The 25,674-nt window shown below is 67.9% G+C and carries 16 protein-coding genes; 5 read left to right on the plus strand and 11 right to left on the minus strand.

The window, feature by feature from the left end:
• The 3 genes from DB30_RS12115 to DB30_RS12125 all read right to left on the minus strand — a co-directional run.
• Nucleotides 1–913, minus strand: a 913-nt coding sequence (locus DB30_RS12115; RefSeq protein WP_165703730.1) for a serine/threonine-protein kinase, incomplete at its 3' end; no start/stop codon positions are given.
• The gene (locus DB30_RS12120) at nucleotides 910–2,715 is read right to left on the minus strand and encodes a serine/threonine-protein kinase (protein ID WP_052548572.1); all 1,806 of its coding nucleotides are present in this window, start codon (nucleotides 2,713–2,715) and stop codon (nucleotides 910–912) included. The genes DB30_RS12120 and DB30_RS12115, both read right to left, overlap by 4 nt.
• A 247-nt stretch (nucleotides 2,716–2,962) precedes the next feature.
• A complete protein-coding gene (locus DB30_RS12125; protein ID WP_052548573.1) occupies nucleotides 2,963–3,220 on the minus strand; it encodes a hypothetical protein in 258 nt (85 codons plus the stop codon).
• On the opposite strand from DB30_RS12125, the gene DB30_RS12130 reads away from it, so the two are divergent.
• Nucleotides 3,220–3,519 carry a DUF2004 domain-containing protein gene (locus DB30_RS12130; RefSeq protein WP_052548574.1) on the plus strand — a complete coding sequence of 100 codons (300 nt, stop codon included), beginning with the start codon at nucleotides 3,220–3,222 and terminating at the stop codon, nucleotides 3,517–3,519. The genes DB30_RS12125 and DB30_RS12130 overlap by 1 nt on opposite strands.
• An 825-nt stretch (nucleotides 3,520–4,344) precedes the next feature.
• Nucleotides 4,345–5,226: a hypothetical protein gene (locus tag DB30_RS12135; protein WP_052548575.1), complete on the plus strand. Its 882-nt coding sequence runs from the start codon at nucleotides 4,345–4,347 to the stop codon at nucleotides 5,224–5,226.
• 124 nt (nucleotides 5,227–5,350) lie between these two features.
• Here DB30_RS12135 and DB30_RS12140 read toward each other — a convergent pair whose 3' ends face one another.
• The 5 genes from DB30_RS12140 to DB30_RS12160 form a co-directional block, all read right to left on the minus strand.
• Entirely contained in the window at nucleotides 5,351–6,595 is a 1,245-nt protein-coding gene (locus tag DB30_RS12140; protein WP_052548576.1) for a hypothetical protein, read from the minus strand.
• Nucleotides 6,588–8,771 carry a TonB-dependent receptor plug domain-containing protein gene (locus DB30_RS12145; protein ID WP_052548577.1) on the minus strand — a complete coding sequence of 728 codons (2,184 nt, stop codon included), beginning with the start codon at nucleotides 8,769–8,771 and terminating at the stop codon, nucleotides 6,588–6,590. The genes DB30_RS12140 and DB30_RS12145 overlap by 8 nt, the downstream gene beginning before the upstream one ends.
• Nucleotides 8,772–8,933: 162 nt before the next feature.
• Nucleotides 8,934–13,556 (minus strand): VIT domain-containing protein, encoded by a 4,623-nt coding sequence (locus DB30_RS12150; protein WP_052548578.1) that lies wholly within the window; start codon nucleotides 13,554–13,556, stop codon nucleotides 8,934–8,936.
• 115 nt (nucleotides 13,557–13,671) lie between these two features.
• A complete protein-coding gene (locus tag DB30_RS41365; protein ID WP_052548579.1) occupies nucleotides 13,672–15,150 on the minus strand; it encodes an MYXO-CTERM sorting domain-containing protein in 1,479 nt (492 codons plus the stop codon).
• Nucleotides 15,151–15,253: 103 nt separating this feature from the next.
• Entirely contained in the window at nucleotides 15,254–16,930 is a 1,677-nt protein-coding gene (locus tag DB30_RS12160) for a zinc-dependent metalloprotease family protein (protein ID WP_052548580.1), read from the minus strand.
• Nucleotides 16,931–17,136: 206 nt separating this feature from the next.
• On the opposite strand from DB30_RS12160, the gene DB30_RS12165 reads away from it, so the two are divergent.
• The 3 genes from DB30_RS12165 (at nucleotide 17,137) to ggt (ending at nucleotide 21,229) form a co-directional block, all read left to right on the plus strand.
• The gene (locus tag DB30_RS12165) at nucleotides 17,137–17,838 is read left to right on the plus strand and encodes an SDR family NAD(P)-dependent oxidoreductase (RefSeq protein ID WP_052548581.1); all 702 of its coding nucleotides are present in this window, start codon (nucleotides 17,137–17,139) and stop codon (nucleotides 17,836–17,838) included.
• Between the two features lie 94 nt (nucleotides 17,839–17,932).
• A complete protein-coding gene (locus DB30_RS12170; protein ID WP_240480219.1) occupies nucleotides 17,933–18,292 on the plus strand; it encodes a response regulator in 360 nt (119 codons plus the stop codon).
• 1,083 nt (nucleotides 18,293–19,375) lie between these two features.
• The gene (ggt, locus tag DB30_RS12175) at nucleotides 19,376–21,229 is read left to right on the plus strand and encodes a gamma-glutamyltransferase (RefSeq protein WP_205632964.1); all 1,854 of its coding nucleotides are present in this window, start codon (nucleotides 19,376–19,378) and stop codon (nucleotides 21,227–21,229) included.
• A 584-nt stretch (nucleotides 21,230–21,813) separates the two neighbouring features.
• Here the strand turns inward: ggt and DB30_RS12180 are convergent.
• From DB30_RS12180 to DB30_RS12190, 3 genes are all read right to left on the minus strand, one after another.
• Nucleotides 21,814–23,148 carry a S41 family peptidase gene (locus DB30_RS12180; protein WP_052548584.1) on the minus strand — a complete coding sequence of 445 codons (1,335 nt, stop codon included), beginning with the start codon at nucleotides 23,146–23,148 and terminating at the stop codon, nucleotides 21,814–21,816.
• Nucleotides 23,149–23,306: 158 nt separating this feature from the next.
• Nucleotides 23,307–23,960, minus strand: a complete 654-nt coding sequence (gene msrA / locus DB30_RS12185; RefSeq protein ID WP_052548585.1) for a peptide-methionine (S)-S-oxide reductase MsrA — start codon at nucleotides 23,958–23,960, stop codon at nucleotides 23,307–23,309.
• A gap of 47 nt (nucleotides 23,961–24,007) precedes the next feature.
• Complete coding sequence (locus DB30_RS12190; protein ID WP_052548586.1) at nucleotides 24,008–25,666, minus strand: hypothetical protein; 1,659 nt, start codon at nucleotides 25,664–25,666, stop codon at nucleotides 24,008–24,010.
• Between the last annotated feature and the right edge of the window lie 8 nt (nucleotides 25,667–25,674).

Genomic DNA, 25,674 nt, shown 5'->3' on the forward strand with positions numbered 1-25,674 from the left:
GCGAGCCTGCGCCGAGCGCCTGCAAGCGCCGCGAGACCTCGGCCATCGTCGGCCGCTCGGCCGAGCTGCGCAGCGTGCAGTCGCCGACGATCGCCGCGAGCTCCTCGGGCACTTCGTAGGCCCACGCGTGCAGGCGCGGGACCTCGAGCTGGCCCTCGCGCTGCGCCACGATGAACGCGTCTCGATCGGCAAACTGCGCGAACGGGTTGCGCCGCGTGATCATCTCGAACAGCAGGACCCCAAATCCAAACACGTCCATGCTTGGCTCGGCGGGCGCCTTCGCGGCCTGCTCGGGGCCCATGTAGCCCAGCGTGCCGGGCGTGTCGTGGACGCCCGTGAGCCGACCCTGCGCCCCCGCGACCAGCTTGGGCCCGTCGAGCTCGCCCGCGTGGCTGAAGTCGAACAGCTTGACCGCGCCGCCCTCGAGCACGAACACGTTGCTGGGCGTGGCGTCGCGGTGCACGACGCCACGCTCGTGGCAGGCCGCCAGCCCGCTCGCGACCTGCGCGGCGATGTCGATGACACGGGCGGCCTCAATCTTTGTCCGGGCCAGCAACAAGTCCAGCGCCTCGCCCCGCAATAGCTCGGTCGACAGCCAGGGCCAGTCGTGCCCGTTGGGCCCAGTCGGCCCGGCCAGCCCGCGCAGTCGACCCCAGTCGCACAGCTCGACGATGTTCGGGTGGCCTTGCAACGTCGACAGGTACATCGCCTCGTTGATGAGCCGCTGCTCCCGCTCGGGCCGCCCGAGGTAGCGAGGTAACAGCAGCTTGAGCGCCAGCTCGCGGCCGAGCTGATGATCGCGAGCATGGAACACGCAGCTCATCCCGCCCTCGCCGAGCTTGCCCAGCAGCTCGAAGCGCCCGTCGCCGATCGCAGCGCCGATCTCGGGCAGCGCGGCGGACTGGGTGATCACTTGGCCGATCCCTTCTCGCGCAGGACGACGCGCACGCTGGTGGTCCCGACCTGGACCTCGTAATACGCGTCCACTTTTGGCTCCGCGAGCTTCATGACCCCGGCCTCGCGCCATGGCTTGTCGTCGGACTCGCGCCAGCGGACCGGGTAGGCGCCGGGGCGCAGCTCGGTCACCGCCACTCGATTGTAGGCGAGGGAGCGCGAGCCGATCTGGAGTGTCGCGGTTGCGACCCCGGTGATCACGAAGGTGACCGCGACCTTGCGAGCCTGCTTCTTGACCGGCTTGGGCTTGGGCTCGGGCTCGACATCGGCCTCCGGCTCCGGCTCCGGCTCCGGCTCCGGCGCGACATCTGGCTCTGGCTCTGGCTCCGGCGCGACATCTGGCTCCGGCGCTGGCTCTGGCTCTGGCGTGGCCGCCCGTTCGGGCGTGGGCGCGGGCTCGGACGCGGCGGCGGCTCCGGGCGTTGCTACGACCCGCTCCGGCGACCCGGTGTCGCCCGCCTGAGCGCGTGGCTCGACACCGGCGACCTGCACCGTCGCGGGGTTCTCAATGGCTTCGGCGCCCTCACGGGTCGACGCCGCGAGCACGCCCACCGCCGCGCCAAGGAACAGCAGCATGGCCGCGAACAGCCCACCGATCACCCACGGCATCGCCCGACCGCCAGCTTCAGTCGGCTGCTCCGCGGGCGCTCCGATGCTGGCGGCGCCCGGGATCGCCTCCGGCAGCGAGCTAGCGAGCACCTCGGTCGCGGTGATCGGCGCCTCGAACGAAGGCGACCCCGTGCGCGTGTCCGGGCGGCTATGCCCCGAGACCGGCGGCCTGTGACCGGGCGTGGGCGTGGGCGCCCGCTCCCCGCACAGCCGACGATAGGCAGCCGGCACGTCGTCGGTGTCGAGCAACTCGGTCAGCCCCGAGCGCCGCTCGCCGATCGCCCGCCGATACAGATCGCGCAGCTGCTGGCTAGCGAGGTGATAGTGCGCGGTCTTGTGCAAGATCAGCGAGAGCGCGTCGCAGGCCCGCGGTCGATCGCCAGGCTCGTTCGCCAACATCCGACGACGCAGCTGCTCGACCCACCCCGGCGTGTGCGGCCGGTCCAGCTCGGGCACGTATCCGTCCAACACCAGCGTCTGAAATTGCTGCCGATCGCAACCTTCGAGGTATCGCGCCCCCGCCAACAGCTCGTGCAGCACGACCCCGAGGCTGTAGATGTCTGTCTCTCTTCGGGCGCGCCCGCTCAGCTGCTCGGCCGACATGTAGCGCGGCGTGCCGACCGAGCGCGACAGCGTGCCCTCGGCCGTGGCGCTGAAGCGGGCGATGCCGAAGTCGGTCAGCTTCACCTCGCCGCTGGACGAGATCAGGATGTTGCCCGGCGTCACGTCGTAGTGGATCACGCCAGCGTCCGCGCCGGCCACGGTGCGCTCGTGGGCGTAGTCGAGGGCGGAGAGGATCTCGCCGACGATGTACAGGCACACGTCGAGCTCGAGCCGGACCCCGGCCTTGTCAATGAATTCACGGAGGTTGACCCCGTCGACCCACTCCATGACCAGACACGGGGAGCCTTGCACCTCACTGGTGTCGGTGACCTTGACGATGCGACCGTGATCCAGCTGCGCGGCGATGCGGGCTTCGTTGAAGAAGCGCTGCCGCTCGTCCTCGGTCTGCGCGAGCGCGGGGTGCAGAACCTTGATCGCGCAGGGCATGACCATGTCTTCGCGCCCGAGCCGAACCCCGCCCCAAACCTGCCCCATGCCGCCGCGGCCCAGCATGTACATCAAGCGATAGTTCCCGGTTCGGTCTCGCATCTCGCATCTCGCATCTCGCGTGTCGGTGTCTTTGGGTCAGGCTGTGCCCGACGCTATCATGTACGAGCACCCGCGCGTCGGATAGCGCTGATCTTCGCTGCGTCTTCCTAACATTTGTCGGCCCGGTTGGCAGCCGACCGATGATCGGTCAGTTCGGCTCACGACCTCCGAGCACCCGCGCAATCGCTGCCTGACGGACGCCTGCGCTCGACTCGACACCGCGCGACCGATCACCGGTCAGCTCAACTCATGGCGCCGCGCCGTCGACCTGCGTCATGTTGCGATTCGGATCGAAGCACTCGCGGCGCTGTTGCAACGTGGGGTCGAGGCGGGCGAATGGTTCGTGCGCACGCCTTCGGTCCGATTGCTCTACATCCAGACCAACGCCGTGCTGCGCCTCGCCGCGCTGCGGCACCTCACGGCGACCGAGCTGCTCGAGTTCAGCCTCTACCCATTCGTCGTGCTCGAGGATCCGACCGAGCGCTGGGCCTCGAGACCTGCACATTGTCTCGATGTTGCCTCACCGCGCTCGACACCCGCGCCCGCGAGGCGATGGCGGCTGACCTCGCGCGCGGGGAGGAGGGCGACGCGGTCGATTCATACGAGTCTCACCACATTGAAGCGCTCGGTGAGGCGCTCAACCAACACTCTGGCGTTAGCGCGCTCGCCAAGCTCGTCAACGCGGTCTTCATCTCGGCGACGCTGGTGTGCGACTACACCGTCGGCGCGGAGCTCACCCAGTATTCGATCGCGGTCAGCTTCAGCGGCGAGGTTGAGGTCGTGGCGATCTCGATGGAGAGCTGAAGCTCGCGGGCCGTCGGGACCGTGCCTGCGTCGGCGCGCGTTCGATCCAGGCCGCGCGCGGCCACGCGCGTCGCCACCCGCCGCGACCCTGCGTCCGCCCGCATGTCCGCTCTGCGGCGCGGCCGCGCTCTCGCACCCGCGCGCAGTCGTTTGGTTGCCCGCGCCCCTCCGCAGCGCTCTGCAGCCATCGAGCTCGGCTCACCGCGCCGCGATAGCCAGCCCGACTTCGTCGACGAAGACCCAGCGCGACGATCTTCCAGCGTCGCGCTCGATGCTCGAGTCTCGCGTGCCTCGAGACTGGGGCTCGTCGGCATCCCTCGATCTTCGCCCGCGTCACCACTGGTGCTCGTCGTCATTGGAACGAGCGCACGCGGGCGCATAAAACCGGCCGCCCGCGGCTACAAAACTTGCCAGCCCGCAGCAAACGCGCACCGTCGGCGAGCGTGTGTGGAGACGGGGCGCTGTCAAAGAGCGTGCCGGCAGGCGATGCGAGTCTGCTCGCGCGCTCGACAGGCTCGCCGGCAGCGATGCCTGGTCGGTGGGGTGAAAATTGCGAGGTGAAGCCATCCCCGAGAAGTCCGCCCGCATACAATCCACGCCTGGGCGCGGGCCCAGCTTCTGCTCGCGCCAACACTTCACTCGTGACGGCAACCTCTGGCCCGCGTCCACGTCACTGCGCGGCCTGGCCGTAGCCGCGAACCGCCGGGCGGCCCCACCTGCACTCCCGACGGGAGTCCAACTCGACACTATTGGCGATGTCGTGAGCGAGAATGTGGGGCAAATGGACCCAGTTGCACGAGGTGCCTCGGCTGCTACCCCGAGAACGTGAAAAACCTCCATCTCCTCAATCTCAACGCGATGCTCAATCTCACCGGCCAATGGCTCAACGACGAGGAGTTCATCAACGCGCTCGGGGTGTCCAATCTCGGCACCGCCATGCTCGAAGAGCTGAAGAAGGGCCACGAGCCGCTGGCCGAGCTCAAGAACAAGCGCGCCAAGGCCCACGCCAAGCTGCGCAACCTGATCGACGCCGCGGGTGAGCTCGATATCCTTCACGACCGCAAGGCCCGATCTGTCTACTACCACTTGCACGCGCTGGGTGAGGGGGCCAACGACGACGCCAAAGCCGACGAATACCGAGAGCTACAAGGCGTGTTGTTTCCCGATGGATTGAACGTGGTGAAGCTGCCCTTCCTCGAAGAGGGCGGGGCCGCGCTCGCGCTCGAGCGCACGGTGAGCCCAGACATGCGGGCCAAGCTCGCGGCGATCGTCGTTGGTGAGCACACCCTCGACGATCTATTTGGGGCTTGGATCGCGGCAGGCGTCGCGCTTGGCAAGGTCGTTGACCAGCGGGCGGAGCTCAAGGCGTCCCTGACTCGAACAGGCTCAGCGGTCGGCGAGATCGACCTGAGGGGCGGGCGCAGCCGGTGGGTCAAGGCGGTGAACGGGCTGCTGTGGGCGATCGAGATGGACGAGAAGCTCGGGCCCCTCGCCGAGCGGGTCCGCGCGGCCCTCGACGAGGCGATCGCTGCGAAGCTGCGTGCACGAGACTCGGGCGACGATGTGGGTGCGAGCGCGGACCCGCAGGAGGAGGTCAGCGTTGCCGAGGATCCGGAAGGCGATGACGGGGAGAGCGATGGCGAAGTCGATCAGGTCGATCAGATCGATCAGATCGATGGGGATGACGTCTCCGAGGTCGCCGAGTAGCGACCGAGGGACCTGTGCAGCTCGGGCGCGTGCGCGGCCAGGCTTCGGTCTGGGCGCATGCTTCGGATCAATCTGTCGCTGTGGGGCTCCTGCTTCCACGCGGGCTGGAGCGACTGAAGGTTGGTCAGAGGGATAGCGGGGCCATGTTCATGGGCGCGAGCCCGACCGCGAGCGGCGACTCGGGCAGCTCCGCCACGGGGCTCTGGCTCAGATCAAACACCCGCAAGCCCGACGCGCCGATCGTCGTGTCCGCGAACCACGCTTGATCCCCAACGATCTCGAGCGCCCCCGTCACGCTCTCGAGCCCCTCGACTTCGGTCACGAGCGCGGGCGCAGGCCCGCTCAGATCCACGCGCAGCAACGCAAAACTGGCGAAGTCCGGTGTCGCAGCGCTGATCCACGCGCGCCCCGTGCTGTCGAAGTCAAAGCCCGACAGCTGCAGCCGATCGTAGCCAAGCTCCGCGAAGACCTGCTCGGGCACGACCCACTCGCTGGTCCCGCCAGCGAGGTCGATCCGCTCGAGCCCCGAGTTGAGCAGCACGATCACGGTGCCGCTCGCGTCGCCAGGATCGAGCCGCCACGGTCCAACGCCTACGCCCAGCAACCGGATCCCATCGGGCCCTGGGCGCTCGGCGTCAAACTCGAACAGCGCCGGCGCGGCGCCTGGCCGGAACGGGATCAGCAGGGTCTGCGCCGCCGGGATCCACTGCTCACGATCAATGCGCTCGGCCGAGACGAACAGGTGCTCGCCGCAGCCGATCACGCGGCTGAGCTCGGGCACGCCGTCGTCGTCGGAGAAGCTCGACAGATCCGCGGCCAGCTCGGCGTGGACTCGCGCACCATGCAGCGTTGGGAATGCGAAGCGCTGCAGCTCGGGGGCGCCGTGCAGAGTGACCCACGCATGCCCCGCGAGATCGAGCGCGAGCGCATGTGGGTTGGCGGGCGCGTCTTGGTTCGCGGGGGTCGCCGCCTGGATCGGCCACTCGTGGATCAGCGCGAGCTGATCGTCAGGGTCGAGCTCGTCGATGTAGTCGAAGCCGAACCGGTTGATCACGAACACTCGCCCGGCATCGACGATCGGCACCGCGTCCGAGGACGCCAGCGCGAGATCGGGGCTCACGCTGTGCGCCTGCACATCCACGAGCCCGACCGCGCCCGTGTTGAAGTCGGTGCTGGTCACGACCAGGTGGCTCGGCTCGCTGATCGGCGCGCGGCAGGGCCCGTCGAGGATCGGGTAGCCGGCCTCGATCGTGGCGTCGACCAAGGGCGGCGGCGCGGGCTCGGGCTCGGGCTCGGGCGCGCACGCGAGCAGCAGCAGCAGCAACGGCGACGCACCTCGGTGCAGCAACTGTGTGGCGGTCTCAATCACGCGATCCGGATCCCGGCATCAGCTCGACGCGGACGCTACCCCACACGCTCAGCCCCGGCAGCGGAAACCCGATGAAATCGCTGATCGCGGCGGGGTAGGCGGTCGGCGGCCCAAACGCTGGATCGATCACGGCGCGCAGACGGTTGCTGAGGTTGCGACCCTCGATCGCAAGCTCGACGCGCTCGGCGATGCGCAGCGAGATCCCGGCGGCGTGCAGCGATCGCGCGGGCAGCTCCACGCGGCCCGAGAGATCCAGGAAGCTCCCCGCGATCCACTCGAGCTCGTAGAAGATCCGCGGCTCGAGGCCGATCCCGCGCCGGCCAAGGTCGAAGCGGTGACCGACGGCCGGCCGAACCAGCACGCTATGCCGGGGCCGACCGGGCAGCGGCTTGAACTGCTGCTCGGCCTCGGGCGTGTCGTTACGGCTGTCGAGCAGCGTGTAGGTCAGATCCAGGGCGAGATCGCGGCCGAACGCGCGCAGGCCCAAGCCCGACTCGAGCCCACGGACGCGCGCGCCCGCGACGTTGATCGGCTGCACGACCGGGCCGCTGCGGACCCACTGGATCAGATCTTCGCTCCACGTCGCAAAGCCAACGACCTGCGCGAAGATGCCGAGCTCGCGCCCGCCGATCTGCTCGAGATCCAGGACCAAGCCGCCGTCGACCTTGGTCCCGCGCTCGGGCAGCAAGCCCTCGTTGCCGACCACGTAGCCGCGATCGCCAAACAGCTCGCCGAGGTTTGGAAACCGTAGGTAGCGGCCCACGCTGCCGCGCAGATCGAGGCCGTCGGTCAGCACCAACTTGGTCCCCACCCGCGGCGAGACCCCAAACGCGACCTGATCCGCGCCCTGATCGTCGACCTCGCCCGCGCCAGCTGGGACCGCGAACCGGCTGTCGGCCAGGTCGATGCGCGCGCCCGCGGAGATCGACCAGCGCCGCTCGAACAGCCACTGCTCGAGCTCGGCCCCGGCCGCGGCCGAGAAGCGCGAGCGGGTCGCGTCGCCCGACGCGAGCGGATCGCCAGGGTTGTCGCTGTCGTCGCCGAAGCGCTCGTCGATGTCGATCCACTCGCCGCGCAGCTCGCCAACGAGCTCCAGCCAGGCCATTGGCCACAGCGGCACGCGCAGGCGCGGCGACAGCCACAGGTCGAAGCTGAGGGCGTGCTCGTCGTCGGCCGCGAGCCCGACTTGGCCGCCGAGATCCCGAAACACCCGGTCCTCCATGGCCACGCTGGCGATCCACTCGACGTGGCCCGGCACCCCCGCGCGCGAGCCCAGCTGCATGCGCGCGCGGGTGATGTTGCGCAGCGCGACCACCCGCTGCGAGGCGTCGGCGCTCGGGGCCGACGCGGTGCCGGGGATCCCCTGCAGCTTCCACCAGCCGATCAGCTGCGACGACACCCGCAGCGGTCCACGCCGGTGATCGAGCCGGACCTGGCCAAACAGCCGGTCGTACTCGTTGTTGACGCGCCGCCGGATCGCGTCGTCGGTGGCCAGCAGGGGCGTGCCGCCGTCGTCGAAGTAGCGAAAGTCACCGCGGCTGCCGGCGTAGCCGATCCGGGCGGCGAGCGAGAGCCGCTTGGTCAGCGCGCCCGCGTAGGCGAGCCGGGCCTCGCGGGCGAGGTAGCTGCCGAACCCGGCCGCGGCGCTCAGCTTGGGTGGCCCGCGGTGGACGGCGCCGACCAGATCCATGGCGCCACCGATCGCCGCCGCGCCGTAGCGGATCGGCACGTAGCCACGGTACAGCTCGATCCGGGCGAGCGCGTCGAGGGGCTGGGTCGAGAGGTCGACCAGGCCCGAGAGGCTGCCGGTCAGCGGCGCGCCGTCGAGGAACACTGGCACTTGCTGGCTGGTGCTGCCGCGGATCGTGATCGAGCTGAACTGGCCCAGGCCGCCGAGGGATCGAACGGTCACGCCGGGGGCCCGGCTGACGACGCCCGCGAGATCGTCGGCCGGGCGCTGGCCGGGCTCGGCGTCGAGATCGATCGCGGTCACGAACCCCACGTTGCGCCGGCTGATCGCCCGCTGGGCCGCGAGGCCGTCACCCTCGTCCCGCTCGCGGCCGACCACGACCTCGGTTCGGTAGGGCTCTGGCGGGGGCTCGGGCACTGGGTCGGGGGCCGGGCCCTCGGGCGGCCCAAGCGACAGCGCGAGCCAGATGGCGAGAGTCCCCCACACCGCGCCCGAGAGTCCGCTTTTGAGCCGCCGGAGTCACGCCGGCCCGGGATCGCGGTCTGAGGTCTGGAACGATCGGCCGAGCATGCAACGCGGCGTCCGCCTGAGCTCGCTCGAGGGGTGCGCGGCGCTGCCCATGACCACGGCCCGATGCCGATGGACTAACTAAATGGCGTCGGCGTCGGCGTCGGGCTCGTCGCTCTGATCGGGCTCGTCGGCCTGGCGGGCGGCCCGAGCTGCGATCGTGCCAAGCTCCCGCGTCACCTCGAAGTGCTCCCCGTCCCAGGTGATCGTGATCCGCTCGAAGCTGACGGCGCGCGCTGGCACCTCGCCGCGATGCCGGACGACAAGATCGCCAAGTCCGCCGGTCTGGATCGCCCACAGCCCAGTGTCGCCGGCCAGGCGACCGTCGCTGATCCGCAGCGCGGCCTTCTTCGCGGCTTCGATCGTTGCCTTGTCCGCGTTCGCGGGCAGCGGCTCGACGCCGAGGGTCAGATCATGCTCGAGGTCGCGCCAGCTGATCAGCGTCCAGGTCGTTGGCGTGTCGAACAGCTGCAGCCGGTCGAGCTCGCGCTCGAGCTTGGCCGTGGGCAGCTGATCGTCCGTCGCAAGCAGCTCGCCGATCAACAGCGCAGCGTGGAGCCGCGCGAAGCGGCGCGGATCATCGGCGCCCGGCCGACCCTCGCCGCCGATCACCTTGCGAAGCAGGCGCAGACCCTCGTCGACCCGCCCCGCCCCGGCCGCGGCCCGAGCCATGCGGATCACGTCGGTCGGCGCGGCGCTGAGCGAGACCAGATCTTGGTACTGGCGATACGCCTCTTGGTACCAGCCATGGCGAAGGAAGATGTCGCCGAGCAAGCGCCGGGTCGACTCGCCGCTTGGGTCGTACTCCACGATCTCCGAGAACACGCGCTTGGCCTCTTCGTCCTGCCCGGCCTCGACGAGCAGCTCGCCAAGACGCTGGGCCAGCAGCGGGGTGATCAGCCCGCGCTCACGCAGCTTGCGGGCGGCGAGGATCGCCTCGTTGACGCGATCGAGCTCGAACAGCAGATCGATGCGGAGCAGGTCCAAGGGCAGCCGCTCGTCTTCGCTGGCGTCGGCGTGCTTGGTCAGCGCCAGGCTGACGATCTCGAGCGCCGCGCCTGCGCTGGTTGCCCGCGCGGCCTCGTCGGCGACGGCGCGCCAGTCGAGGGTGCCGCCGTACATGCTGCGCTCGACCGCGCCGATCAGCCCAGGCTCGACCAGGCGCCGCAGCAGCGCGCGGGCGAGGAACGCCTGGGACTCTTGCTCGCCGTTGAAGTGGGCGAGCAGCAGCTCGATCTCGGCCTCGGTCGCGGCTTGGGCCTGCAGCAGCTGCAAGAACACGCGCTGCTGCTTCCAGTTCTCGAGCTCGCAGCTGGCGGCCGCGTTCTCGTAGGCGCGCAGCCGGGCGATCATGTCGGGGGTGCGCTCGAGCCGTTGCTCCCACAAGACCTTGCGCTGGGCCAGCGAGCGGGCCGAGGCGTCGCTGCACGGGCGCTTTTCATTGCGGGCGACCGGCGAGACCACCTGCGAGCGCCGGAGCTGTTGCCGCGGCAACTTGGACGCGGGCTTGGGCTTGGGCTCGCTCGAGCGCTCATCCTGGCCTTGGCCGAGGAAGTCGCTGTCGTCGAAGTCTTCGACCTCGCTGTCGCTCCCAAACGCGCCGTCCTTCTCGGCGACGAGGTCGTCCGCGAAGTTCGCGGACTTCTTCGCTTTTGCGGCGTAGCCATCGCTGGGCGGCTCGCGCCTCGCGGGGGCGCCACCCGGCGGGAACGGGCTGTCGCCCGCGCTGGGATCGTTGGCGGCACCGCCACCAGCCCGACCGGGGCCGCCCTTGCCTCCCTCTGCAGCCGTCCCCGTAGCAGCGGGCGCCGAGGCGGGCGGAGCCGAAGGCGCCTCCTCGTACATCGCGTCGCTCTCCTCTTCGGGCTTCTCGGCCGCCATCGCGGGCTCGGACGCGGGCGCGGGCTCGGCCGCGGCCACCTCGTCCTTGCTGTCCGCGTCCGGGCGCGCGCTGGAGTTGCCCATTCGCCCCTCGTCGCGCCTGGCCTTCTGGGCCGAGGCCACAGATGCGTCCTCGTGATTGGCTTTGTTGGGCGCCTCGGCCTTCGAGCAGCCGATCGGCGCCATCAGAGCCCCGAGCAGCAGCTCGCCGGGGTCGGGCGAGTCGCTGAAGTCCGGCCGATTCGGCTCGACCTCCCACTGGTTGGGCAGCACCGCGCCAAGCAGCTGAAAGTCCCACGGACGATCGCGGCGCTCGACACCTTGCCGGGCATAGGCCCGCTCGCTCTCGAGCGCCAAGAACGAAGTGAAGGGCGTCATCAGGCCGTACTCGAGCCCGAGCGAGAGCACCTTGCCGCGGACCGCCTCGGGCCCGCGACCGTCACCGAGCAGGCGCTCGATCCGAGCGGCCGCCCACAGCTTCGGGACCACGAACTCGAGCGCGTCCTTGCGGCGGACCAGCGGGTAGTCGCGCTCGAAGCTCTCGCCGCCAAGCCGACCGCGGATCGTGACCGAGGCCGGCAGCTCGTTGTGGGTCCGCGCGAGCACGACCAGCTCTTGCCCGCGGGCGAGCTTGCCGGTTGCGTTGTCAAAGCGATCGTCCAAGCCCTCGCCAAGCTCGAGCTCGAGATCGGTGATCGTGGGGGTCTTGAGCGCGGCCGACAGCTCGAGCGCGCGCACGACAGCCTGGTCCGAGGTCTCGACGCGAAGGCTGTCACCGCCGCCCACGCGGGCGAGCCGGGCGAGCAGACGCTCTTCGACCGAGGATCCCACGCCAACGGTGAACAGCCGCGCGCGCGAGCCCGCCAGGGCCCGGCGCAGGCGCTCGGTCAGCTGATCGGCGCCACGCTCACCGCTGGTCGCGAGGCCGTCGCCCACATACACAATCGCGGGCTGCTCGGCGTCGTGGACCCGGGTCAGCGCGCGCTCGAAGATCGCGCCCAGATCCGTGGCGCCGCCCTGGCGATGACTGGTCAGGACTTCCAGCGCTTCTTTGATTGCTTCGGGGGTTGCGGGGCTGAGGCCCTTGGCCGGGAACAGCACCTCGGCGGTCAGATCCGCGGCCATCAGCGCGAAGTGATCCTCGCTGGACAGGCTGCGCAGCAGCGCCTCGGCGACGGCCAGGCGGCTCTGGTGCTCGGCGTCGTCGCCAAACGCAGAGGTGTCCACGACCACGACCACGTCCGCGCGCGGGTTGACCTTGGCGAACTCGAGATCCGGCAGCCAGCGCAGCATCACGAAGCGGGCCTGATCGCGGCCCGACTCGTACTGGCTCAGGCGCAGGGGCGGGGCCGGCTCTTCGTCGGGCTTGCGGGTGAGCTCGAGCTCGAAGTCGGCGCGCGGCGTGAACCCGCTGCGGCGCATGGTGATCAGGCCGTCGTTGTTGGAGACCGTGGCCTCGTCGAGGGTCGAGATCGTGTACTGGTTGGCGAGCTCGCCCCGCAGCTCGACGGCGAGCGCGAACTCTTCGATCGTCGGCGCCTCGCGGCCAGCCCCGCCGCCCGCGAGCGGGTAGCTGTAGCGCAGCTTGCCGCGGTTCTCGCTGAGCAGCTGTTGGTAGCGCACGACCACCCGGCGCTCGCCCATGGACGGCACCGGGTACACGCGGGCGCGGACGGTCCGCTCGTCGATCCACTCGAGCAGCGCGGGGTTGTCGTTGCTGGCGACGGCGCGCTCGTAGGTGGCCGCGGCTTGCTTCTTCTCGACGATCTCCCCGTCGACGAGCTCGCCGTTGGTCTCGAGCGCGAACCCGACCAAGGTCGCGCCGTTGGGGATCGTGAACCAGTACCAGCCCTCGACGTCGCGGTCCGAGGGGTTGAAGAAGCGCTGATCCACGCGGGTCTCGGCCAGGCCCTGATCGATCGCAATGTCAACGCTCTGGCTGGAGATCTGCAGCGGCAGCGACGGGGTGCCCGGGGCGGCGTAGCGATCGACCGCGTAGAGCGAGCCCGAGCCGCCACCGATCGCACCGCCCGCGCGGCGATCGGCCATGCCCCCGGTCCAGTCGTCCCAGTAGGGGACAGAGGTGACCTGCGGCGCGTCGCCGCCGTCGATCGTTGCCTGTTCACCGGAGCGGACTTCTTTGCGGCCACCCGCGCTGGTGACGGTTGCGACGCCTTCGGCGACGTAGATGATCGCGCCCGAGTCGGTCACCGTCAGGCTCGCGCCGCCGTCGGACACCGCCAAGGTCGCCGACGCAACCCGGTGCACCAGCGGCTCGCGCTCTTGCTCGAGGGGCGGGGTCTCGAGCCACAGCTCACCGGCCAGCACGCTCACGCCCGTGTCTTCGCCGAGCTCGATCGAGGTCGCCTCGTTGAGGAAGATCCGGCTGCCGTCGGACAGGCGGATCAGCGCGCGCGCCCCGGTGCCCGTGCGCAGCTTGGCGCCGAGCGGCAGCGGGGTGCCCGAGAGCAGCCGATCTTCGGACGCGCTGCCGTCGTCGGACAGCAGCACGACCTCGCCCGCCGCGAGCTCGAGCTTGGCGCCGATGCTGGCCGCGGGCTCGAGCTGGGCCTGCTTGGTGTAGCTCTGATAGGCAAACACCGCGCCGATCGAGAGCAGCGCGACCGCCACGAAGCCAAGCACGCCAAGAAACTTGGAGGGGCGGTCGTCGCTCGCGCTGGCGTTGGCGTGGGGTGGCGCCGCCTCGGCCGCGACCTTGGCGGCCTGCTCTTTCTCGGCCGCGAGCATGGCAGTGCGCGCCTCGATCGCGTCGAGATCGATCTCGGTGTCGTCTTGGGTGGACCGAACTTGGTCGTCGCTCATGGGGAGTCCTGGGAGCGCGCGCCCGGCGGAGGCCGGCGCGTCGCGCACGCATGGTACCGCACCGACGCGGTCCCACGCAGCCCAGGTGAAAGACTATTCCACGCCGCTCTAGCGACTATTCGTCGTCGCGCCGGCGGCGGATCGTTCCGAGCAGCGCGAGCCCCAGCAGACCAAACAGCGCACCCGCCCCGCGGCTGTCCGTTGAGCAGTTGCAGCCCTCGTCGCCGACCTCGTCGCCGCCGCCGAAGGTGTTGACGCCCGTGCCCGTGCTGGTGCCCCCGCCGGTCTCGTCGTCGCCGCCTTCATTGCCGCCGGTCGTGTCGCCGTCGCCGTCGCCGTCGCCGTCGCCGGGATCGCCATCGCCGTCCCCGGTGTCGCCATCGCCGTCGCCGTCCCCGGTGTCGCCGTCGCCGTCGCCGTCGCCGTCCCCGTCGCCGTCGCCCGTATCGCCGTCCCCATCGCCGGGGTTGGGATCGGGGATGCACGAGTTCGAGCCGAGCAGGCAGACCTCACCGTCGGCGCAGTCTTCATCCGTGATGCAACAACCCATCTGCCAGTTGAACTCGCAGCCGATCATGGGATCGCACGCGGCGACCGTGCACAGGTTGTTGTCCATGCACACGATGTCGTCGCCGTTGCACGAGCCGCCACCGCAGGCGTCGTTCTCTGTGCAGGCGTCCATGTCGTCGCAGGGGTTGTTGTTGTTGGGGTGAGCGCACGCGCCGTCTTGGCACATGTCGTTGGTGCACTCGTTGCCGTCGTCGGGGCACTCGCCGTCGGGGTTGTTGGGGTGCACGCACAGGCCGTCTTGGCACTCGTCGAAGGTGCAGCTCTCACCGTCGTCGGGGCACACGCCGTTGTCGTCGGGGGTGTGGACGCACGCGCCCTGGACACACTGCGGCGGGGCCGTGCACGGGTTGTTGTCGTCCATGCAGTCGTTGGCGTTCACGCACGGGGTGCCGACCGCCCACTGCCACGAGTCCGAGATGATCGTCGAGCCGCCGATGTTGTAGGTGCCGCCGCCCCACAGATCGTCGTTGCCATAGGCGACCATGCCAACCGGCACGCCGTTGGTGTCGATCCCGATGAACGCCGCGTCGTTGGCCGGCACCCACTTGACCTGGCCGAGCATGTTGCCGTTCGTGTCCCACGCCGTGAGGTACTGGGTCCCGTTGCGGCTCGCGACCAGGCCGACCTGCGTGATCGCCTGGTCGAAGGTCACGACCCCGGCATGATAGGCGAACGTGCCGTTGGCCACGCCGCCGCCCGCGATTGGACCGGGAAAGTAGGCGCCGTTGGTCTGGTAGCTGGGGATCGTCCCCGAGCCGGGCGTTTCACAGCCCGGCAGGATCGCCGTCAGCTGGCCGCTGCGCCAGGTCATGCCCTGGCCCGCATAAACGTTGGCGGGCACGCCCCCGGCGTTGCCTTCGTTGAAGTCGCCGGTACCAACGACCCCCTGCATTTGGTTGGTGTTGTTGATCACCGACACGGCCCCCTGTGCGCTCAGCGTTCCAGCGTAGGCAAGGCCGACGCAGGCGAAGTAGGCGAGGCAGGAGGCAGAACCGAGGGTGAGGACGCGAAGCGGAAAGTTCATGGCAGATCTCGATGAGGAAGCGGGGATGCAGCAGAAGTACCAGGGTGGCCGAAGCCATGCACTGAGAAAGTGGGCAGCGGACTGTCGCCCGCTCGCGAGCGGCTCAGCGGACTGCAGCAGGGTCTGCAGCCAGCTTGACGCCGTGGTCGACGTGAATGGACTCGAGCGCGACCGGGTGACTGTCGCCGCGCCAGTCGACCCGTTGGATCGCCTGAATGCCAGCCAGCTCCGCCGCGGGGATCGTCAGGGGCGCGGTGAGCATGACGGTCTCGTTGTCGCTCAGGCGCGAGACCGCGGAGTAGAGAGCCGCGACGATCTCCCCGTCGCGCGCGAGGGCGATCCGCTGCTCGCTGCCCAGCTGGTCGCTACTGGGTGCCGGGCCCATCATGACCAACCAATCCTCGCTGCCGTCGGCGAACAAGGTGCCGACCAGCAGCGGGACCTTTGGGCTGGTGCCGGCACTGCTCCCACCTTGGGGCGCGCCCGCATAGTCCCACGAGGTCAGGGTCTGGATCCGCTTGTAGGTCTTGTTCCAGGTCCAGTCCGAGACCCACGCGTTGCCGCAGTAGGTCATGTAGTCGTGGGCGGCCGTCGGCGTGTAGAGCTTGAAGCTGCGGATCCCAAACCCGTACACGCCGATCGTGCCGCCGTCGTGCGGGTAGCTTGGATCGGGGCCGGCGGCCGTGGTCGCGGCGCCCGGGCAAAACACGTGCGACAGACCTTGGTTGTGGCCAACTTCGTGGACGATCGTGCCCGAGCTGCCCGCTGGCGGCACGTCTGGGTTTTGCTTGAACCACACCGTGGCGGCCACCCGCGACGAGGCCGAGTCCTTCGAGTCACCGGTCAGCTGCGCGATGCCAGCGACCATGTTGACCGCGGGCCCGCGGACGTCGACCAGCGCGTGATAGTAGACGTTGGGATCTTCGGTCTCGTTGTTGCGCAGGGCCGACATCGGGCCCAGCAGCGAGCCCAGGTTGGTCAGGTGGTTGGTGTACTCGTAGGGCTCGTGGAGCAGCAGCGTGACCGTTTGCAGCGGGTTGGTCTGCAGCAGATCGTCGTGGACCAGCTGCAGGTCGGCCTCGGTTGGCTCGACCAGCGTGGGCGGATCAACCCACGTGTAGTGGATTGGCACGACCATGACCTTCATCTCGAGCGGGGTCTGCTCGTAGCCAACCAGCCGGTAGTCGTCGGGCGTGACGTTGACGCCCTCGCTCAGCGCCTGTACGGCCGGGTCGAGCGCGCCGTCGACCTCGAGCAGCTCGACCCAGTACGACAGCCCGGGCTGGGCCTCGTCGGCGAGGATGCTGAAGTAAAATTCCGAGTCGAGCTTCTTGGGATCTGACGGACCCTGGACCACCAGCGAACGCTTGCGGGTCGCCAGCTCTTCGCCGCTGACCTCGTCGCGGATGTGGAGGACGCCAACGATCTCGCGGGGGATCCAGCCCTCGTCCACGGTGTGCTGCAGCCGCACCAGCGTGTCGCGGTCGCGGATCATGAACGCGTTGCGGTCACCCGGCCCGACCCACTCGCCGTCCTTGCCGATCAGGATCGCCGTGCCCTGGTTGGCCTCGACCTCCGTGATGTGGATGCCACGGGCGGGCGCGCCCTCCCTGGTCTCGCCAGTGTCGCCGTCGCCGTCGCCAGTGTCGCTTGCCGCTGTCTCGTCGCCGACGTCGTCGAGCTCGTCCGTGGCACATCCGACACTGAGTGCCGCGCAGATCGCCAGCGCGAAGGTTGTTAGTCCAAGCGAAGCGTTCTTGGGGGGGCAAATATCACGCATCACAAGTCCCACATTTCCACGGTTGGCCGCGAGACTCAAGCTAGAAGTGGGATTTGGCTTGGGTTCTGGGCCGCCGCTGGAGCCGGGACATGTTCAGAGTCAATTGTAAGCGTCGAGAATGGAAAGCTGCATCACTGCCTAAATGGCACATGAACCACGCAAGTTCGGCGCCGGGATCTGGAATCGGGACCGAGTAAGGTACACGCATGAGTGAAGCTCTCGAAGGTCGGGTGGTCGTCGTGACGGGTGGAACCGGTGCGCTGGGAGCCGCCGTGACCGCGGCGCTGGTCGAGCGCGGGGCGAAGGTCCAGATTCCGGTGCTCGAGACCGAGGGCGACGGCGCGTTCGACCTTGGCACGCACGAGCACGTCGAGCTGCGCTACGGGGTCGATCTCACCGACGAGCGCGCCGCGTGCAACTACTTCAATGAGATCCCCCGACCCTGGGCGACGCTCAATGTCGCTGGCGGGTTCTCGATGGCGCCGCTGGTCGAGACCTCGTTCACCGAGTTCGAGCACATGTGGCGAATGAACGTGGTCTCGTGCTTCTTGGCGTGCCGCGAGTCGGTTCGGCGCATGCGTGAGTCCGACGCGGGCGGGCGCATCGTCAACGTCAGCGCGCGCCCGGCCCTGGTCCCAACCGCTGGGATGATCGCCTACGCGGCGGCCAAGAGCGCCGTCGCGGCGATGACCCAGGCCCTCGCCGAAGAGCTCGCCAGCGAGAAGATTTGGGTCAACGCGGTCGCCCCGTCGATCATCGACACCCCAGCCAACCGCGCCGCGATGCCCAACGCCCCCCACGATCGCTGGCCCAGCCCGGCAGCGATCGCCGCGACGATCCTGACCCTGGCGAGCCCCGAGAACCACTGTGCACGAGGTGCTGTCGTCCCCGTGTTTGGTCAGTCTTGAGGCCACTGTGGCCACGGCCTTCGCGCACGATCACTGCCGCGGTGCGTTGTTTAGGTTGGCCGCTCGCGATTCCCGTATACTCGGGGCCACGCGCATGAAGGACGGACGCAAGGAGGTGCTGGTGGTGGATGACGATCCGGACGTGCTCCGCTCGTTCATGCGTCTGCTCGAGGATCACGCCGACGTGAAGGTCGCGCTTGGGGCCGAGACGGCGCTCGAGGTACTGCAGTCGAAGCACTTCGACACGGTGGTGTGCGACTTCAACATGAAGGGGCCGAACGGGAGCTGGCTGCTGCGGCAGGTGCGGGACAAGTACCCGCACATGGAGCGGGTGCTGTTGTCGGGTAGCTCTTACTCGGAGTTGTCTCGGTACTTGGATCCGGGGTTGGTGGATCGGTTCTTGGAGAAGCCGCTCGAGGGGGATGAGTTGATCGAGGCTGTTAGCGACGAGTGAGTTGGTTGCGGAGGTTGGTGAGGTCGTTTGCGGAGGTTGGTGTGCCGATGGGGCACCGCGCACGGGCTGCAGATGGTCCCAACCCGGCTACGGTCTACTCCAGTCTCGTGGCCCCGCTTCCTTTGGATTCTTCTGATTGGCCCGACGGGGCTTCTCTTCGTTAATCTCCACGTGCGTAGATACGCCGGGTTGGGACCATCTGCGGCCTTGTGTGCGCTCCACGTTGTTGGACGATTGCTCCGATCCGGGCGGCGGGGGGGAGCGTGGCTCCGGTTGTTCTGGCGGAGGTTGGTGAGGGTGTTTGCGGAGGTTGGTGTGCCGATGGGGCACCGCGCACGGGCTGCAGACGGTCCCAACCCGGCTACGGTCTACTCCAGTCTCGGGGCCCCGCTTCCTTTCGTTTCTTGTCATTGGCCCGACGGGGCTTCTCTTCGTTAATCTCCACGTGCGTAGATACGCCGGGTTGGGACCGTCTGCGGCCTTGTGTGCGCTCCACGTTGTTGGACGATTGCTCCGATTCAGGCGACGGAGGGGTGGTGGTTGTGCGTGGCTCCGGATATTGGTGTGGGGTGGTGGTTGTGCGTGGCTCCGGCTTTTGGCGGGGGGTGGTGGTTGTGCGTGGCTCCGGGTTTTGGTGGGGGGTGGTGGTTGTGCGTGGCTCCGGCTTTTGGCGGGGGGGTGGTGGTTGTGCGTGGCTCCGGATTTTGGCGGGGGGTGGTGGTTGTGCGTGGATCCGGTTTTGGTGGGGGGTGGTGGTTGTGCGTGGCTCCGGCTTTTATTTGGCGGAGGTTGGATGAGTTGATCGAGGCTGTTTGGGACGGGGGAGCGGTCGCTGGCCACTTGCAGTCATTGCCGGGTGACGTCGTGGGGCCTGGTGCTAGGGTCGTGGTCATGACCGTCGGTCCGATCCGTTCGAGTCTCAGGTGCGTTTGGTGCAAGTACGCTCGCTCATCCCTCGCCGTGCCAGAGTCGCTAAATGGAGGTAGATTCTGGGGCCGAGGCCGGGGGCCTTGGGGGTGGTCTGGGTTAGGGATCGTTGGGCTGCTCTTGGTGGGGTGTGGTGACGCTGAGCCAGAGCTGACTTTGCGCAAGGCGCCTGTGGTGCTGCCCGATACGACCCTGCCGGATGACGACGACTCGTGGAAGCAAAGCCCGAAGTCGAAGCCCGGCACAGGCAAGGCGTTTCGCGATGGGGTCGTCACGACCACAGAGCCGCTCGCTGCCGAGGTTGGGGCGTTGGTGTTGGCCGGTGGCGGCAACGCGATCGATGCCGCCGCCGCGGTCATGTTCATGCTCAACGTGGTTGAACCCCAATCGTCAGGGCTTGGCGGGGGTGGATTCATGATGGTGCATCTGGCCGAGACCAACGAGACCCGGGTCATCAACTGTCGTGAAACGGCGCCGCAGTCCGCGTTCCCAAACATGTTCCAGAGTCAGCCGGACTTCGCGCTGCGCTCGTCGAGCGGGTACGCCGTCGGCGTGCCTGGAGCGCTGCTGTGCGCGAGCACTGGACTGGACGCGTGGGGCACGATTTCGCTGTCCGAGGCGCTGCAGCCTGCGAACGCGGCGGCGACGAACGGGGTGGTGGTCAGTCCTCGGCTCGCGGCGGACATCTTGCTGCCCAGACTCGACAACGAGCTTGGCCCCCCAGACAACCCCGTCAAACCGGCTTATGACGTCGCGCGCGCGGTGTTTCGACCAAATGGCGTCCCGCTCGAAGCCGGTGACTTGCTGGTCCAGCCCGATCTCGCGCACACCTTCGACCTCATCGCTGAAGCGGGGCCAGACGCGTTCTATCAATGTGGGCACGAGGCAGGAATCGCGCAGGCGATCGTGGCCACTCAGCAGATCACGCGAGTCGCCAACCCCGCTGGCGTGGGGGGCATGGACTGCGAGGACATTGGATCATACGAGGTCGACGACCTCGCGCCGATCTCACGATCGTATCGCGGGTATGAAGTGGTGACGATGCCGCCGCCGTCCTCGGGAGGCGTCGCGCTGCTGCAGATCCTCGCCATGCTCGAGCGATTTCCGATCGGCGACGCTCTAGCGGACTTTGGGTTCGGCCAGCTCAGCACCGCCAACGTCATGCTCGAGGCGATGCGCTTGGCGTTCGCCGATCGGGCGGTGTGGGTTGGCGACCGGGACTGCGCCGGCTGTCCTAACTTGCCGATCACAGGCCTGCTGTCCAACGCCTACCTCACTGGACGCGCAGACCTGATCGAAGTTGGGCAGCGGCAGCTGGGCGTCACCGCTGGCGACCCGCGGCCCTTTGACCTCAATTTCGCAGATCCAAGCGTCATGAGCACGACGCTCCCGTTGCTCTTGGATGAAGATGGCGACACCACGCACTTCGTCATCATCGACAAGTGGGGCAACATCGTCACGTTCACGACCAGCATCGAGGCCACATGGGGCACCGGCCTGATGGTCCCAAACTACGGCTTCTTGCTCAACAATCAGCTCACCGACTTCAACGCCGTCCCGACCGCCAACAACGATCCCGGCGCGTTCAACCCCGGCGCCAACGATGCAGCCGCGGGCAAGCGTCCGCGCAGCAGCATGGCCCCCACCATGCTGTTTCTCGACGGCGACCCCATCGCCGCCTACGGTTCCCCGGGCGGGGCCACCATCATCAACACCGTGCTGGCCGTCACCCTAAACTTGGTCGACCACCGCCAATCACTAAAACAATCGGTCATCGCACCGAGATTCTCACTGACAAGCCCCGCCAACGACGCAGCGATCCAGCTAGAACCCAACCTCCCACCCAACGTCCTCGTCGGCTTGCAAGCCCTCGGCTACCAGTTCACTGCAACCGCAGCGATCGGCGCCATCCAAGCCATCATCACGATCCCAACCAGCCACAAACAGTACGGAGCCGCCGACGCTCGCAGAATAGGCGGCGTGTCCGCAGCCGACAAAATCAAGCCATAGCCCAGCCCGGTCAGTTGAGGTCCATGGTTGCCCCACCCGAATCGGCACCCCCAACCCAAGCAACTCTGGGGTTCCGTTCCTCACCCAAAGAGACCTCTCCAATTCCCCGGATCGGAGCAATCCCCCGAGCAGGGTAGAGCGCACACAAGGCCGCAGACGGCACAAACAGTACGGAGCCGCCGACGCCCGCAGAATAGGCGGCGTGTCCGCAGCCGACAAAATCAAGCCATAGCCCAGCCCGGTCAGTTGAGGTCCATGGTTGCCCCACCCGAATCGGCACCCCCAACCCAAGCAACTCTGGGGTTCCGTTCCTCACCCAAAGAGACCTCTCCAATTCCCCGGATCGGAGCAATCCCCCGAGCAGGGTAGAGCGCACACAAGGCCGCAGACGGCCCGAACCCGGCGTATCTACGCACGTGGAGATTAACGAAGAGAAGCCCGGTCGGGCCAATCAGAAGAATCGAGAGGAAGCGGGGTCACGAGACTGGAGTAGACCGTAGCCGGGTTCGGGTCGTCTGCAGCCCGTGCGCGGTGCCCCATCGGCACAGCACCCCGCAAACACAACCAAAAAACAGGTCTCCCCCCTACCAGGAGTCGATGTCCATTCGCTCGACAGGGTTCGGCAACAGCGTCTCCCCAACCGAGTCAAACTGCATCAACTTCGGCGGGATCCCAGGCGCCGGCTGCGGCTGCGGATCACAGCTCCCCGAGTCATCCAAGAAGCCCAGCGCCGCCGCGAGCATCCCTTCCTTGGGATCGCCAAGCTGATGAAACAGATCATCTTCCGCGTAGCAATCTGCCGCGAGCCCATCAAAGTAATCAGTGTCGCCGACGGCGTTGGTCAGCCGAAAGGTGATCGGAAACAGCAGCTTCTCGCAGAACTCGAAGCTCTTCGACCCCACCGGCTTCCCGCCAGTTGGCCCGCCGACGAGGGTGACGTTGGCGTAGGGGAACATCGCGTTGATGACCAGCTCCGAGGCCGACAGCGTGCGGGAGGAGGTCAGCACGACGATGTTGTCGGCGCCGATCGAATTGCTGCGCTTGCCGATCTTGGTCGACTGATTCTCTTCGGTATAGTTATTGTTGTACTTGAAGGTATACGCGACGTCGCCGTTGTGGTCGGCGCCGAGCGTGAGGTTGAGCTGGCGCTCGGCCACGCTGATCAGGCCGCCGCCGTTGTAGCGCATGTCAATGACGACGGTGCTGATGCCGTTGTCCTTGAACATTGAATAGGCGCTCTCGAGCTCGTCTTTGGTGGTCTCGACGAACTTGTCCATGATGTAGTAGCCGACCTTCGCGCCGTCGGGGCTGGTGACGATCGACGCGACCGGGATGCTGACGATGTCGATCCAGGCCTTGGTGATCGTGACGGTCTCGATCTCGCCGGTTGCGAGGTGCTCGACGTCCAGGGTCACGTCGATCCCGGGGTCGTTGGGGCCGTAGACGGACGACCAGCTGTTGTCGGCGTCGAGCTCTTCGGCGGTGTAGCCGTTGACCCCGCGGATTACGTCACCGCGCATGATGTTGACCGCCGAGGCCGGCGAGTTGTCGCTGACGAACGAGATCCGGACTTCGTCGTCTTCGCCGCGCTGGGTCTTGTAGCCAAGCCCCACGAACTTGCCCTGCATGAACAGCGCGTCCGAGGTTGACTTGTCGCTGACCCGCGTCCAGCGATCGACGCCCTGACGCAGATCGCTGACCATTGACTCTGGCGACTCGTAGGCGCTGATGTCGATGTCAGCGGGCAGGTCCTCGTTCCACAGGTAGAACTCGTGCATGACGTCGAGCACGAACTGGTTTTGGCTGGCGACGTCGCACTCTGCCGGCGGGTCGATCTTGAACGGGTCGTTGAGGTTGCAGGCGGTGAGCCCGAGGGCTGCGGTCACCAGAGTCGTTGCCAGGGTCAGTTGTCGCTGCATGGGTCGCCTTGCGAGGATGATTGAAGCACGTACGGGTGGCGGCGGGCGACAGTTGGAGCACGCTGGCCTGCAAGGGCCCGTAGTTGCCGCTGTGTGGGGATTGATCGGGCGGACAGGGGGACCGGCGCTGGGCGTGCCGAACGAGAACATGGTCACAATCACAGCGCGACGCCGGTGGGGCAGGTGACCCCGGCCCCCCCGAGGCCGCAGTAGCCGTTGGGGTTCTTGGCCAGGTACTGCTGGTGGTAGTCCTCGGCGTAGTAGAAGGGCGGCGCGTCGCGTTGCTCGGTGGTGATCTCGCCGTAGCCGGCCTCGAGCAGCGCGGCTTGAAACCCGGCGCGCGAGGCCGCGGCGATCTTGGCTTGCTCGGGCGTGTGGGTGTAGAGCGCCGAGCGGTACTGGGTTCCGGCGTCGTTGCCCTGGCGCATGCCCTGGGTGGGATCGTGGCTCTCCCAGAACACCTGCAGCAGCTGGGCAAACTCGACCTGCGCGGGATCGTAGATGACCCGCACGACCTCGGTGTGGCCGGTCTGGCCGCTGCAGACCTCGCGGTAGGTTGGGTTGGGGGTGTGGCCGCCCGCGTAGCCGACCGCGGTCGAGTAGACCCCGGGCACGACCCAGAACTTGCGCTCGGCGCCCCAAAAGCAGCCCATCGCGACGTCGACGATCCGCAGGTGGTCTGGGAACGGCGGCACGATCCGGTTGCCGTTGACGAAGTGGACAGTGGGGACCTGGATCGGCGTGTCCCGACCAGGGAGCGCCTGGTCGGGGCCGACGATCTCGAATTTGCGCGAGTCGGCGAAGCGGAACATCGCCCCAGGATACCCCCGTCACGGGCGCGGGCCAGGCCAACGTGGCGCTAAAACCGATACAGCAGCAGCACGCGCAGGCTCGACCGGCGATCCGTCCCATCGGGGATCGAGGTGCTCGGCGGCCGCTCGACCCAGCGGTCGGCCCAGACGATCTGAGCCATGAACACGTTGCGCCACAAGTAAATGTGCGCCGCGAACCGGTACTGCAGCTCCTTGAGCTGGCGCCGCAGATCCGAGCCCAGCTCGTCCGGCGGGTTCTCGAACGGCGACGCCAAGTACTGGCCAAAGTCGCCCGTCAACAGCAGCCGCCGCTTGATCGCCAGCACACCAACCTGCACGTTGAACGCCAGCTGCCAGTTCTTGAAGTTGAGCTCGCGCTTGCCGTAGACCTCGCCGAGCATGATCAGCCGCTTGTAGCGGAACGTGGCCTGAACGTTGGCGGCCGGGTAGCGCTCTTGGGCGCGCTGGTCGTACTTGGCGCCGACCACGAACGCGAACGCGGTCGAGGCGGGCGTGTACAAGAACGGCGAGTCGAAGCGGTTGTAGTAGCCGACCAGGTTCATGTGAACCTGGGCGCCGGCCGACCAGGTGTAGTTGCGGTTGCCGTCGGGGAAGAAGGTCCCGCCAACGTTGCCGGCGAAGCGCCCGCTGCCGCCCGCGACGAAGGTTCGGTAGAGAAACTTGCCGCGCTTGTCGAGCGGACCACCAAACTCGAGCGCGGCGCCGTTGCCCTGCTCGAACGCGTTGTAGACGTAGTAGGCCGGGTCAACCATCATCCGCTTGTGGACCGAGCGGACCAGCTCGAGGCTGAGCCCGCCGCCGCCGCTGTTGACGTTGACGTAGTGGCCGTTCTTGATCGGGATCTGGAAGGTGGCGAAGGTCAGCCGCGGGGTCTTCTCGGCCCGGATCGAGAGCAGGAAGAAGCTGTTTTGGATGAAGGGCATCTGGCCCAACACCCGCATCTGCAAGCTCTCGAATTCGGTGTTGAAGGGGCTGCGGTTCTCTTCGGCGCGGGGGTCGATGTCGGCGGAGCCGTCGGCGTTGCCGGGCTGCCTGATCAGCGCCTTGTCGCCGAATTCGGGGCCGGCAAAGTTGAAGTCTTGACCGATCCGCGCCACGACCGAGAACCGAATGTCGCCAGCGGCCTGGCAGACGGTGACCTCGGTGCCCAGCTTGCAGCCGATGTCGTCGCAGTCGGTGAAGCCGTCGCCGTCGTTGTCGAACCCGTCCGAGCAAGAGTAGTTGCTGCGCTCGCCGTCCTTGTCGCCGCCGCGGCCCTGCAGATCTTCTTCGACCTCGCCCGCGGCCAGCTCGGGGGCGATGCCTGCACCGTGCTTGCCATCGGCCATCTTGACCCCGGAGCCGGTGTCTTCGACCACCGACTGCCCGCTGACCTCGCGGTCCCACGAGCCCATGCACACCTCGGTGCCGTTGCAGTCGATGTCCTCGCAGTCGAGGTAGCCGTCGTTGTCGTTGTCGACCCAGTCGCTGCAGCGCGCGTCGCTGCTCTCGGCCCGGCCGTCGGGCTGACAGACCTTGGCGTCGTGACAGTCGTGATCGCCACAATCGAACACCGTGTCGCCGTCGTCGTCGATGCCGTTGGAGCAGTCGGTCTCGGTGGTTGGCGGCGCGGCCAAGGCCGGTCGGGGGAGCGAGAACGCGAGCAGCGCGAGCGCGGCGGCGCGCAGAAATTTGAGGCCGTTCATGAGGTGGT

Origin of the sequence: Enhygromyxa salina (assembly GCF_000737335.2) — a bacterium.
In the GTDB taxonomy this organism is placed as follows: domain Bacteria; phylum Myxococcota_A; class Polyangia; order Nannocystales; family Nannocystaceae; genus Plesiocystis; species Plesiocystis salina_C.

Excerpts from the sequence above, each read along its gene's own strand:
- DB30_RS12190 (WP_052548586.1), bottom strand. The coding sequence starts at position 25,666 with ATGAACGGCCTCAAATTTCTGCGCGCCGCCGCGCTCGCGCTGCTCGCG.
- DB30_RS12165 (WP_052548581.1), top strand. The coding sequence starts at position 17,137 with ATGAGTGAAGCTCTCGAAGGTCGGGTGGTCGTCGTGACGGGTGGAACC.
- DB30_RS12180 (WP_052548584.1), bottom strand. The coding sequence starts at position 23,148 with ATGCAGCGACAACTGACCCTGGCAACGACTCTGGTGACCGCAGCCCTC.
- DB30_RS12125 (WP_052548573.1), bottom strand. The coding sequence starts at position 3,220 with ATGTGCAGGTCTCGAGGCCCAGCGCTCGGTCGGATCCTCGAGCACGAC.
- msrA (WP_052548585.1), bottom strand. The coding sequence starts at position 23,960 with ATGTTCCGCTTCGCCGACTCGCGCAAATTCGAGATCGTCGGCCCCGAC.
- DB30_RS12120 (WP_052548572.1), bottom strand. The coding sequence starts at position 2,715 with ATGCGAGACCGAACCGGGAACTATCGCTTGATGTACATGCTGGGCCGC.
- DB30_RS12160 (WP_052548580.1), bottom strand. The coding sequence starts at position 16,930 with ATGCGTGATATTTGCCCCCCCAAGAACGCTTCGCTTGGACTAACAACC.
- DB30_RS41365 (WP_052548579.1), bottom strand. The coding sequence starts at position 15,150 with ATGAACTTTCCGCTTCGCGTCCTCACCCTCGGTTCTGCCTCCTGCCTC.
- DB30_RS12150 (WP_052548578.1), bottom strand. The coding sequence starts at position 13,556 with ATGAGCGACGACCAAGTTCGGTCCACCCAAGACGACACCGAGATCGAT.
- DB30_RS12170 (WP_240480219.1), top strand. The coding sequence starts at position 17,933 with ATGAAGGACGGACGCAAGGAGGTGCTGGTGGTGGATGACGATCCGGAC.